Source organism: Parafrankia sp. BMG5.11, assembly GCF_004337455.1.
The window spans coordinates 1-12,171 of the sequence record NZ_SJXI01000019.1 but is presented as its reverse complement, the minus strand read 5'-3'; the positions used below and the strand labels follow the sequence as shown (position 1 = coordinate 12,171).

Annotated in this window: 9 protein-coding genes and 3 pseudogenes; 10 read left to right on the top strand and 2 right to left on the bottom strand. The window is 66.6% G+C overall.

Annotation, left to right across the window (positions count from 1 at the left end; translation table 11 throughout):
• Positions 1–510: 510 nt before the first annotated feature.
• The 9 genes and pseudogenes from E0504_RS15775 (at position 511) to E0504_RS15735 (ending at position 9,108) form a co-directional block, all read left to right on the top strand.
• Positions 511–1,287 carry a FadR/GntR family transcriptional regulator gene (locus tag E0504_RS15775; RefSeq protein ID WP_131625035.1) on the top strand — a complete coding sequence of 259 codons (777 nt, stop codon included), beginning with the start codon at positions 511–513 and terminating at the stop codon, positions 1,285–1,287.
• Between the two features lie 104 nt (positions 1,288–1,391).
• The gene (locus E0504_RS15770; protein WP_131625034.1) at positions 1,392–2,429 is read left to right on the top strand and encodes an ABC transporter substrate-binding protein; all 1,038 of its coding nucleotides are present in this window, start codon (positions 1,392–1,394) and stop codon (positions 2,427–2,429) included.
• Between the two features lie 212 nt (positions 2,430–2,641).
• Positions 2,642–3,307, top strand: a complete 666-nt coding sequence (locus tag E0504_RS15765) for an ABC transporter permease (protein ID WP_165938526.1) — start codon at positions 2,642–2,644, stop codon at positions 3,305–3,307.
• Entirely contained in the window at positions 3,304–4,083 is a 780-nt protein-coding gene (locus E0504_RS15760; protein ID WP_131625032.1) for an ABC transporter ATP-binding protein, read from the top strand. The genes E0504_RS15765 and E0504_RS15760 overlap by 4 nt, the downstream gene beginning before the upstream one ends.
• Before the next feature lie 174 nt (positions 4,084–4,257).
• Positions 4,258–4,572 (top strand): annotated as a pseudogene (locus tag E0504_RS15755) (DDE-type integrase/transposase/recombinase); the annotation flags it as partial.
• Positions 4,573–4,706: 134 nt separating this feature from the next.
• A complete protein-coding gene (locus E0504_RS15750; RefSeq protein WP_131625031.1) occupies positions 4,707–5,285 on the top strand; it encodes a TetR/AcrR family transcriptional regulator in 579 nt (192 codons plus the stop codon).
• Positions 5,286–5,358: 73 nt separating this feature from the next.
• A complete protein-coding gene (locus E0504_RS15745; RefSeq protein WP_131625030.1) occupies positions 5,359–6,141 on the top strand; it encodes an oxidoreductase in 783 nt (260 codons plus the stop codon).
• A gap of 156 nt (positions 6,142–6,297) precedes the next feature.
• Positions 6,298–7,359, top strand: coding sequence for a hypothetical protein (locus E0504_RS15740; protein ID WP_207974435.1), 1,062 nt, complete (start codon positions 6,298–6,300; stop codon positions 7,357–7,359).
• 453 nt (positions 7,360–7,812) lie between these two features.
• Positions 7,813–9,108, top strand: coding sequence for an acyl-CoA dehydrogenase family protein (locus tag E0504_RS15735; RefSeq protein WP_131625029.1), 1,296 nt, complete (start codon positions 7,813–7,815; stop codon positions 9,106–9,108).
• 206 nt (positions 9,109–9,314) lie between these two features.
• On the opposite strand, the pseudogene E0504_RS15730 reads toward E0504_RS15735, so the two are convergent.
• Positions 9,315–10,701, bottom strand: a pseudogene (locus E0504_RS15730) (IS1380 family transposase).
• A 174-nt stretch (positions 10,702–10,875) separates the two neighbouring features.
• Positions 10,876–12,029 (bottom strand): annotated as a pseudogene (locus E0504_RS15725) (IS701 family transposase).
• On the opposite strand from E0504_RS15725, the gene E0504_RS52075 reads away from it, so the two are divergent.
• Positions 11,943–12,171 (top strand): hypothetical protein (locus tag E0504_RS52075; RefSeq protein WP_243657518.1); only part of this gene is annotated, 229 nt, incomplete at its 3' end. The pseudogene E0504_RS15725 and the gene E0504_RS52075 sit on opposite strands and share 87 nt — an antisense overlap.

Sequence of the window (12,171 nt, the reverse complement as noted above, 5' to 3'; positions counted from 1 at the left end):
CATCCACGACGCGGCTGGCTCCGTCGAAGGACTGACGCGACCTGGGGATACGTGGCATCGGACCTCGCCGAGAGCACGCGGCGGACCATCGTCCAGACCGGCGACGAGATCAGCTTGTCCGGCTTGGTCGAGTAGACACTCTGCACCCGCCTGCCTCGTATGCAACCCGCGCTGGATCACGGAATCCAACCGAGCCTCAGCACCCACGCAGTTAGCGGTCGGGTCGACCGTGGGAGGTGACACCCGCGACATCCTGAGGATGGCCAGCATCGAGGGTGCCAGAGCGGCGCCGCCTGGACCAGAAGGCGGGATCGTTGACTCGTCGTGCGAGCCCTCGAGGCGTCAGCACAGGGCCTCATCGTTCGCTCGAGATATCCCGCGACGCACTGCTTGGCTCCTGCCGGACAGAGAACGAGATCGGTTCGTTCCGAAAGTTTCCTAGCCATTTGACCAGTTCGTGGGACCTAGGCATGATCGAGAGCGACCGATTTTCTAACTGATGGGGCTGTGATGGCACTCGAGGAGCCAGTACGGGCGGACAAGCTGGGCGGGATCGACTTCAGCGAACTCGAGCCCGTTGCGGCTCCACCGCGTCTGTCCGACACCATCGCCGAGCGCATCCGGGACTTCATCATCGGCCAGAACCTGGCGGAAGGAACCCGTCTTCCTTCTGAGCGCGCCCTGGCCGAGCGGCTTGGGACGAGCCGTCCGACAGTGAGCCAGGCCATCCGAACCCTCGCACTGATGGGGCTCGTCGAGAGCCGTCGCGGCTCCGGCGCCTACGTCCTGAGACGACCCGACAAGGCGGAGGGCACTCAGGGCAGGTCGCTGCTGTCTCCGACCGCCGACAACCTTGAGCACCTGGTGGAGCTGCGATTGTGGCTCGAGAACCTCGCAATTCAGCAGGCCATTGATCGCAGCACCGACACCGGTCTGCGCGAGGCGCGCCGCGCGCTCGCGCGGCTCGCGGACAGCGTCGGCGAGACCTCCACCTGGATCGCGGCCGACACCGTCTTCCACGCCACCTTGGTCGAACTGGCCGCCAACCCGGTGCTCACCGCCCTCTACGAGCAGGTACACACCTCCCTACTGGAGTACGAGTATCAGCACTGGGTCGAGAACGATCGCGTACCGCGTTGGCTGGCCCCCAGCCAGGCAGAAGCCCAGCTGGCCCTCCACGCCCCCATCGTCGAGGCGCTGGAGCGGGCCGATCCCGAAGCTGCGCTGATCGCGGTCCGCAGACACAACGATGTCATGCGCGAGCACCTCCTCAGTCGCGAAGAGTGACCGAACTTCAAGAGCAAAATTGGCCTTGCCAGTTTTCCAAACCTCTTGACTTGTGCATCCCGTCACACCATCCTGGATTGGCATATCCACAAGGCCAATCTTCAGTGGAAGGAGTGTTCATGAGGACGAGCAGGAGCACAGCGGGGCTCGCGGCCGCCGCTGTTGCCGGTGTGCTGTCACTGGCGGGGTGTGGCGGTGGCGCCGGTGGTTCGGATCGTGCGGCGGGAGACTGCAGCAACTTCAAGGTGGCGGTCGCCGATGACGACGTGCGCCGGGCAGCGCTGTACGCAATCGAGCATGACGAGGTCGACACATCCAAGTTCCCGGGTCTCGAGCTGAGCTACCTCGCCTTCCCCGCCCTCATCCAGGCTACCGGGACCGACCAGTTCGACCTGATCGAGTCGTCCTTAATCGGGATCCCGCTCGCTCGCAGCAAGGGGGTTGATCTGAAGATCGTCGCCCTCTCGTCGGGCCGCACCGGCGACGAGCAGAACCCGGGTGTTTCGGGCCTCTACGTGCGGGGCGAGGGCGGGGTCTCCGCCCCTGGGGACCTGAAGGGCAAGAAGATCGGCGTCACGAGCTTCGGCTCCACCTCGACGATGATTACGCGGATCCTGCTCCACGAGCGGTACGGCCTGGACTCTGCGCTCCAAGGCGGCGACGTCTCATGGGTGGAGATGGATCCCGCCCAGCTGACCACGGCGCTTGAGCGCGGGCAGATCGACGCGGTGAGCGACTTCGGCTACACGGCATATCGGCTCGGGCACGACTCGCAGTTCCGTCGGATCATGATGTCGGATTCCGAGTGGCGGGAGCTGACTGGCCACAACAGCGTTTTTGCTGCCTATCAGGCCCTGGATCGCCAGGTCGAAAGCGGCCAGACCTGCTACGAGCAATACCAGGACATGCTCGGCGCATCGGTGGACTACGCCCAAGAACACATCGATGAGCTCGCCACCGCCATCTCCGCTAAGACCGGGCTGCCGGCCGAGTACATCACGTTCCAGTGGAGCGGCGCGTATGACTACGTCGGCAGCATCGAGCCGGAGTGGCTGGAGGCCGCCCAGGCAATGTGGGACCAGGCTGCTACCGAGGGAGATATTCCCGAGTCGCTCGACATTGAGGACGAGATCGTCAAATGAATCATCAGCCTGACACCAGTGCTGTGAGCCCGCTGACCGCACAGGCAATCCGTGTCCGTGCCCGTTCCCGGCTTCGGCCGGGGCGGGGACGGAGACCCGGCCGAGGCGCGTTGAGCTTCATTCTTGCCTACGGCGTGCCTCTCCTCGTGTTACTGGCGTGGTACCTCGCTGCGCCGCATCAGCCCGAGTACCTACTCCCACCGCCGGCGGACGTGCTGCGCGATGTGAAAGAGTTCCTCGTCGGCGACCTCGCGGTGCACACCCTCACGTCGCTCATCCGGATCACCGTCGCGATGGCACTTGCCATGGTCGCCGGCGCGGCGCTCATCCTGCTCACGCAGGTCGCGCCGTGGACGGACGCACTGATCGGCGGCCGGTTCCTGCCCCTACTCAACGCCGTTCCCGGGGTCGGCTGGGCCATCCTCGGCCTCATCTGGCTGGGCGTCGGTGACTCGGCCGTGGTGTTCGTCGTGACCTTGATCCTGCTCCCCTTCGCCATGGTCACCCTCAGAGAGGGTCTCAAAGCGATCGACCCGGATCTACGGGAGATGGGCCGCAGCTTCACACGGAGCCGGCTCGCCGTCCTTTGTCGGATCGAGCTGCCACTTCTCCTTCCGTATATCTTGGCGGCCACTCGGCTGTCCTTCTCCGTGGGATGGAAGGTAGCCATCATCGCGGAGTTCTTCGGCGCCGAGATGGGCCTCGGCCTCGTGATGAACCAGGCACGACAGAACTTCCAGACCTCAATGGTGTTCGCCTCGATCATCACCGTGGTCGTCATCGTGTTCGTCGTCGAGTCTCTGATTCTCGATCCGCTGGGCAACTGGGTTGCCCGGCGCTCGGGAGCATCCGTATCCACCTCCAGGACACAGCCATGACAGTTTCCACTCGCGACTCCCAGCCAGCCATCGCCATACACGGCATGAAGATCGCTTATGGGTCGGAAGCGATCTTGGAGAACTTCGATCTGAGCGTTCAGCATGGCGAGTTCCTGTGCGTCCTGGGCGCGTCCGGATGCGGGAAATCAACCACCTTGCGCATCCTCGGTGACCTGATCAAGCCCACAGCTGGAGAGGTCTCTGTCCTAGGACAATCCCCCTCCACGGTATGGCCCCAGCTTGGCTACGTCTTCCAGAGTCCCCGACTTCTCCCCTGGCTGTCTGCCCGTGACAACGTCGTACTCGGCATGAGACTGCGCGGCATGCCCGGAAGAAAACAAACCCTCCGCGAGGTAGCCCGAGAAAAGCTCTCGCTCATGGGTCTGGATCACGTCGCGCTCAGGCCGGCGCACCAGCTCTCAGGCGGTGAACGGCAGCGAGTAGCGATCGCTCGTGCGCTCGCCGTGCAGCCGCAGCTGCTGCTGATGGACGAACCTTTGAGTGCTCTCGACGTGAAGACCAGGGTCAAATTACGCGCGGACCTCGTCGAGGTATGGCGCCAGACAGGGATGACCATCGTGTTCGTGACCCACGATGTCGAGGAGGCGGTCGTTCTCGGGACGCGGGTCGTTGTGCTCTCATCGCGACCAGCAGCGGTCATCCACGACGTACGACTCACCGCCGAGCACCCGCGAAACCCCGATGCCCCGGAACTTGTCGCCATGCGCCAGGACCTCGCTCGAGGTCTGGACCCGAGCGAAATCCGCGGGGTCTAGGAAGGCAGGCAAGGCCTCGCACGACTTTTTGCTGGCGGGCTCGTCTGGGTGCCGCCGCTCAGGGGTGGGCTGACCCCTGCTCGAATGGAGAATCCATGTATCCGACATCTGTGATCGGTCGGGTCGGCACTGTTTCGTTCGCCGGGCGGGGGTGCTGGGGTCGCCGGTCAGGCTCGGTGGGTGGCGCGGTTCACTCCGCTGCTGGTCGACGCGGCCTGGCCCTGCCGGCACAAGTCCTGGGGACCGGTGGTTCGTCGACGAGACGTGCTGTGATGGTCGCCGGCCGGTGGAGCTACCTGTGCCGGGCGGTCGTCCAGTACGGCCAGGTCGTCGACGTTCTCGCCAGCGAACGGCGAGACCTGGCTGCGGGCACGCAGATTCTTCGCCAGTGCGCTGGCCCGTGGTCGCCGCTCGGTCGAGGGCACCACCGACCGGGCGCCGGCCTACCCGCGGGTCCTCGACGAGCAGCTCACTGCCGCCCACCATGTCCTCGACCTCGCACAACGCAAGTGAGCTGCCACAACCGTACGCAACTGACCCCCAGACCCGGGCGTGCCAGTTAGGGACTTGGTGGTGAGATAGATTTCTTGACCTAGGGGTACAGAATTGCTACTGTTCCAGCCATGGGACGGCCGAAGCAATTCGATCCGGACACCGCTGTCGATCGGGCCATGGAGGTGTTCTGGCGGAAGGGGTATGCCGCGACCACGCCCCAGGACCTCGTCGACGCCCTCGGTATCGGCAAAGGCAGTCTCTACAACGCCTTCGGCAGCAAGCGAGCTCTGTTCGAACTGGCGCTCCGTCGTTACCGCGACAGCCAGTCGCCAGCTCTGGCGGAGATACTCCAGCGGGCGGGCCCGGTGAAGGACCGGTTGCGCCAAGCACTGAACTTCCTCGTCGAAGTGGACCTCGCCGACCCGGACCGTCGCGGCTGCATGGTGGTGAACACCGCAACGGAACTGGCGGGGACGGACGAGACCGCGACCGAACTGGTCCGGCGGATCTTCGACCAGACCGAAGACGGCTTTCGCGCTCTGATCGAGGAGGGGCAGCGGTCGGGAGAGATCGCTCCTGGCCGTGACTCCCTTGCCGTCGGGAGCCTGTTGCTGAACACGGTTATCGGCCTGAGGGTCATGGCCCGAGTCGCCGAAGGGCCGGACCGTCTCGCCCGGGTGGTCGACGCAACCGTCGACGCTCTCTAATCACGCGAGGGCAGGCGCCTGCTCGGTCGAACTCTGCCCTAATTTTGTACCCCAGTTCAAGAAATGGTGAATCATGAAGCTCAACCTCGACTCCAAGACCGCCGTCGTGACCGGCACCGGCCGCGGCATCGGCCTGGCAACCGTCAAAGCTCTGATCAGCGAGGGCGTCCATGTCGTCGGTGCCGCTCGCACGATCACCCGCGAGCTCAGCCAATCCGGAGCCATCCCCGTATCGGCCGACCTCAGCACCGCCGAAGGGGTGGCCACACTCATGGAGAAAGCCCTCGCCGAGCTGGGTGGCCTCGAGCTGCTGGTGAACAACGTCGGAGCGGGCGACGCGCTGGAGCCAGCCGGCTTCCTCGACACCGACGACGCGCAGTGGGAGGCCATCTTCGACCTCAACCTGCTCAGCGCGGTCCGCATCAGCCGAGCTGCGCTGCCCAGCCTCATCAAGCATCGCGGCTGCATCGTCAACGTCTCGTCCATAAACTCCAGGCTCCCCGCAGCCGGTCCGGTCGCCTACAGCGCGGCCAAGGCAGCGCTCACCGCCTTTGGCAAGTCGCTGGCCGAGGAATTCGGGCCTCAGGGCGTGCGCGTCAACACCGTTTCGCCCGGTGTCGTCCGCACTTCCGTCTGGGAGGACCCCGACGGGTTCGGCGGCAAGATCGCAGCCAGTGCGGGTGTCGAGCATGCCGCGTTCCTTGAGCAGATACCTCAGGCGTTCTCCATCACGACCGGCAGGATCACTGAGCCGCGGGAGGTGGCGTCCCTGATCGCGTTCCTTCTTTCCGACGTGGCGGGCAATGTCACTGGCGCGGACTACGTCATCGACGGCGGCGCACTCAAGGCCGTCTGAACCCCTCCGAAGCAGGCCTCGTGGCCGGGGCCACCCGATCACCCGCACAGCCGAGCCTCCGGGCCCGCCCCACCGCTGGGTTCCTCCCCGCCTGTCAAAAACGTCCGCCCAGGTCGCATGCATGCACCGGGCAGATCCAGGCGTCTGCGTCTGTCTTTGATCGACAAGTCAGGTGACCCACCGGAGCAGGTCGCCAGAATACCGGCGAATACCACGTCCACCATACCAGCCACTTCTGAAGGAGATAGACACATGCAAAACCGTCGAGCAGTACTGACGGCCCTTGCGGGCACGGCAGCGGCGCTGACCACTTCCGCGGCCGGTGCCTCGCTGGCAGCCGCCGCACCTGACGGTCCGGGAGACGCAAAGGGCCCCGGACGCTTCCCCGACACCATCGCTCTACCGACCGGCTTCTTCCCCGAGGGAATCGTGATCGGCAACGGGCCTCACGCATATATCACCTCCCTGGCAAACGGTGACGTGTACAAGCTCAACCTGGCGACCGGCGCAGGCCAGGTCCTCACTCCCGGGCCGGGTACAGGCGCGGTGGGAATCACACTCGACGCATTCGGTCGCATGTTCGTCGCAGGCGGGTCAGCAGGCACCATGTGGGTGATTGACTCGGCCACGGGACAGATGATCGCCAGGTACCAGCTCGCAACCGAAGCCTCGTTCGTCAATGACGTCGTACTCACCCGCGATGCGGCCTGGGTCACCGACTCTCTCGCACCAGTGCTGTACAAGCTCCCGTTCGACCGGCTGGGCACTCTGCCCTCGCAAGCCGATGTGGTACGGATACCTCTCGGCGGCGATATCATCTTCCGTGACGGATTCAACGCCAATGGCATCGTGCGCACGCCGGACAACAAGGCGCTGCTCATCGTCCAGACCAACACCGGGAAGCTCTTCCGCGTCGACCCGGCCACCGGCCTCGCAACCGAAGTCGACCTTGGATACGACGACCTGACCTTCGGCGACGGGATGCTTCTCGAAGGACGGACCCTCTACGTGGTGCAGAACATGACCAATACGGTCGCTGTGGTTCAGCTCGACACGACGGGCAGCGTGGGCCGTATCACCGAAAGGCGCACCGACCCGCGCTTCGACACACCGACCACCATCGCGCGCTTCAGCAACCGCTTCTACCTGCCCAACGCCCGCTTCAACAACCCGTCGCCGCAGACTGCCGAGTTCACCGTGGTCGCTATCCCACGGTAATCCCAGCGGCGGGTGCGGGCCTGACCGTCCAGGCGCAGGCCACCGCCCCCTGTGGCGGTCCAGGTCCGATGCGACCGGGGCCGGTTCGGTATCCCGATCGATCTGGCCCCATCCGCCAAGATCTCTTTGTCCGTCCCGCTCTATCTGGTCCGTCCCGACGTTCTGTCGAAAGCCGCACGAGCTGCGCCACCTGCGGATCTCAGTGTAGAGCGCCAGTCGTGTCCGTTCCCAAAGATCACGAGAAGCGAGTAGGGGCCGTGGCCAGGCGCGTCTCTCGCCCGGGGGAGGCGCCGACCTCCGAGCGGCCGAGCCTCGCATCCGCACGGTCAGCGAGCGTCGACACCAGCGCGCCGAACAGCTTGGCCATGCCACAGCGCCCACGACGATCTCGGATTCCCACAGAACGGATGAATACGGCGCTCACACGCCACGCTATGAAAGGAACAAGTCGCAATGCTTTCAAGGCACGAGGGTCTGACCGACGAACAACGGGCCTTCCAGCAGTTGTGTCGGGATTTCACCGACCAGGAGATCCTGCCATGGCTCGCGCAGCATCGAGACGAGGAATGGAACGCGCCTCCTCGCGAGCGGCTCCCTCACCGCCTCATGGCCCGGGCCGACGAGATCGGGTTGCGCACACTGGGGCTCCCGCCGGAGTACGGTGGTGTCCCGCTCGACACGCTGACGCAGGCCCTGCTTGTAGAGGAGCTGGGGCGGGGCGAACCAGGGTTCACCACCACGATCGTCCAGAACTGGAAGATCGCCGCCGAGTTCGCCCGGCACGCCAGCAAAGAGCTGGCGGACGAATGGTTCGCAAAGTTCACCAAGGATCCCGGTTTCCTGTGGGCACACTGCCTGACGGAGCCCCGAGGGGCCTCTGATCGGGTGCTGCAGTACAACGCGCCCGAGGCCAGCATGCAGACCAAGGCAGTGCGGGACGGGGAGGAGTGGGTCATCAATGGCGTCAAGCACTACGTCAGCAACGGAGGCACGGCCAGCGCTTTCATCGTGTACGCCAACACGGACCCCACTGCAGGCGTCCGGGATGGCGTGAGCAGCTTCCTTGTGGGCAAGGACACGCCCGGCTTTTCGATCAGCCGGATCAACGAGAAGATCGGGCACAGGCTCGCCGTCAACGCGGAGCTGGTGTTCGAGGACTGTCGAGTGCCCGCGTCCCATCTACTGGTAAAAAACACCGCGTTGGGTGGCGCGAGTCTCTACCTCCTGCAGGGGAGGGTGTTGAACGCTGCGCGGGCGGTGGGAGTGATGCAGGCCGCCTTCGAGAGCACGGCCCGCTACGCGCAGGAGCACTTCCATGGCGGCAAGATCATCATCAAGCACCAGGTGGTTGCCGCGCGGCTGGCGGACATGGCCACGACCCTGGAAACATGTAGGGCGATCACTTACCGGGCCGCGCGGGCGATCGATGCTGGAGCCGACGATGCCAGCGCCCTCGCGCTGATGGCCAAGCTGCACTGCGGGGAAGCGGTGTTCGATGTGGCCCGAGCAGCGATGGAACTTCATGGTGGTATGGGGGTGATGCTGGAGGCCGGCATCGAGAAGTACTTGCGCGATTCCACGATCTTCAGTCACACGGAGGGCACTGCAGACATGCAGCGGTTCAAGATCATAAAGGCGATGTTTCCCGCGACCGCGGGCGTGTACGCCGGTCCCGACCCGGTCTTCCTTCCCGACGGTTCCGTGGCGCCCGGAACGGTAGGCACGAGAGCGTCCGCGGCGCCGGCGTAGGCCGACTCCGCGCCCACCTCACACGCGCCTGGACTAGGCTCGATCTTTCGCCTGATGGCTGGGTCAGTCTCTCGGATCGACCCGCCTATTTTTGATGTTGAGTTGTGCCGTCTGAGTGTGACGGTGTGGCCCGCTGTCGCGCGGGGTGGGGCGCCGGTCCACGGCCGAGAGTGGTGCGGGGTCGTCGGGCGGGGCGGGTCGGTGGGCTACCCGGGGTTGGGCAGAGCGCGCAGGGTGGTCAGGGCTCGGATGGCCAGCGCCGTCCAGGGGTGGTGGGCGGCCAGGTGCAGCACGACGGTGCGGGCGTGGCGGGCGATCCGTCCGGCGATGGTGAACAGCCTGTGCCGTAGGCGTTTCGGTTCCCACCGCCGTGCGGTGTGGCCGGCGAGAGCGAGCATCTGAGTCCAGGCGAGCAGGTCCATGGCTAGGGCGACCAGGGCGCACCAGATGCGGTTCTGGGTGAAGTCGTGCAGGGGCAGGTTGGTCAGGCGGGTGTCCTTCGCGGCGCGGATCCGGTCCTCGCAGCGGGCCCGGCGGCGGTGGCGTAGTTCCAGGTCGGCGAGCTGCCCGCGGCGGGTGTTGGTCGCAAACGCGATGCAGCGGTTCCCGTCGGGGTCGGTGATCCTCAGCTGGGCACCGGGGTGCGGACGTTCCTTGCGGACGATGACCCGTATGCCCTGCGGCCAGCCGGTCAGGTCCATCAGCCCGGTGAGCTCGGCGACCCACGCACCGTCGCGGGGCTGCCCGTTACTGTCGTAGGCCGGGGTCCATGCCTGCGCCGGCACCTGCGCGATCGCCTCGGCGGCGCTGTCGGGCAGGGTGAACCCGACCGAGTACGACAGCCGCCGGCGGTGCGCCCAGTCGAGGAAGGCGTGGGTGCCGCCGCCGCTGTCGGTACGGACCAGTACCGACCGGCCCCGGCGCAGCCGGGGCGGTAGCTGGGCGAGTGCCGCGGTGGCCACGGCGACGTGGTCGGTGGCGGTGTTGGCCCCGGCGTTACCCGGGCGCAGCAGGACCGCCAGTGGTTCCCCCGACCCGTCCGGGGGCGTGGTCGGCGAACGCCCACAGCGGGTGGAACCCGAACCCCTTCTTCCAGGTCCGGTCGGCGTTCTCCTTCTCCGAGTGGGCGGTGACCAGCGTGGCATCGAGGTCCACCACCAGCGGATCGTCCGCGCAGGCCCCCGCGTGCGGGGCGCGGGTGCCGGCGAGCTCCCACACCCGCCCCCGGGCAGCAGCCCGGGCACGATCAACAGCGACCAGCGCCTTGTCCGCGTCGGCGGCCAGCCGGTCAAGGGTCCGCGACACCGTCGGGTCCGAGGCGACCAGCCCGTAGACCTCCGGCTCGGCGCGCAGCACGGCCACATCCGCCAGGCAATCCCCGCCCAGTGCCAGCGACAGCGCCACGTCCAGCAGCACCTTGCCCGGATCGTGCACCGCCCGGGCCGGCCGCCACGGGGCCAGCGCCACCGACAACGCCCGACCCAGCCCGCAGACCCGGACCGCCTCGGTCAGCAGCACCCCACCCGCATGCGACACCACCCCACGACCGGCGGCGTCCACACGGACAGACGGATACACGGCGGTAGTCTTCACCGCGAAGGTGCTCCTCGGTTCGGGACGGACAAGGCCTCGACAACCTCGATCCTCCCAGGCCAGGAACACCTTTCCTATTTCCGGCGCCCCCTCAAACGATCACCGGTGAAAGCCCGAGGTTAGTCGCTGGTTGGTCAGGTTGGGGTTGCCAGCGGGTGGGAGTGACCTACATGGTCAAGCAGTGCTGCCAGTTCCGGTGGGGGTGGGGCGGTCGGCCAGCGGTGCCAGTACAGCTGTAGACGCGCCCAGGGGCTCAGCCAGCCGCGGACCTGACGCAGTGTGTCCTGCCAGATGACTCGTCGGCGCGGATTTTCCCCCCGCCGGCCCTCCATCGCTGGAGGGCGCTTGTTCGGCGTGGTCGGGTAGCGCCGCAGTCAGCAGGCTGAAGGTGAACGCCAGCATGACCAGCTGCCAGTGGCGCACGATGGCCTGTTCGGAACGGACCTGGAAGTCCGCCCAGCCCAGCTCGTGCTTGGCCGGCTTGTAGTAGTGCTCGATCCAGTCCCGTAGCCGGTAGATCCGGTAGACCTCGGCCGCGTCCGCCTCGGCCACTGAGAGGTTGGTGGCCATGAACCAGGTCGAATCGGCGGTCAGGCGGGTGCCCCGGGCGGGTCCGTAGCAGGGGCCCAGCTCTAGCTCGGCGACGTGGCGCACCAGCGGTTGGCCGTGGCTGTCGGTCAGCACCAGGCGCCGCCAGTCCTCAAGCGGCAGGCGGGTGGCGGCCTCGGTGGGGGTGAACGCCGGTGGATGGGCGGGATCGGCGACGAACTGCCAGGTGCCGTGGCGGGGACGCAGGGCCAGCACGTAGCGGATCCTGGCCGCCCTCAGACGCCCCTCGAGCTTGGGGTTCTCCCCGTAGACGCAGTCGGCCACCACCGCCCGAAACGGCACCCCGCCAGCCCGGGCCTGTCCGATCAGTTCCCAGGCCAGCTCCGGCTTGGTGGCAAACGCCGGATCGGCCTTGCCGCCGGGCAGCCGGGAGGCGGGCCGGTAGGGCCGCACCCCCAGCGGCACGTGGCGGCTTCCGTCCGCCCAGTGGCTGGTGACGGCCACAACGCCGTTGGCGGTACGGCCGAGCTTGCCGATGTACTGCTGGGCGGCCAGCACGATGCCTGGCCGCGCTTGCGATCCCCGGTCTCGTCGATGATGAGCACCCCGTTGCCATGCGACCCCAACTCCGGGTGCCGACGCCACAGGTCCACCCGCCGCGCGCCCAGGGCATCGGGATCCCAGGGGGCGTCATGCAGGAAGTGGTGCAGCCGCTGCCGGTCCGCGCCGGGGACCAGAGCGGCCAGCTCGGTCAACGTCTTGTTGCGCTCCCGGGGCAGCAGCAGGCCGATCAGATACTGCCGCAGCGCGGTGCGCTCAGCCACGCGACAGAACAGGTCATCGAAGTCGCCGCAGAACCGGTCGATCGCCTCCGCCGTCGGCGCGGTCGGCTCGCGGGGCAATGGCGCTGCTTTAAGGTGA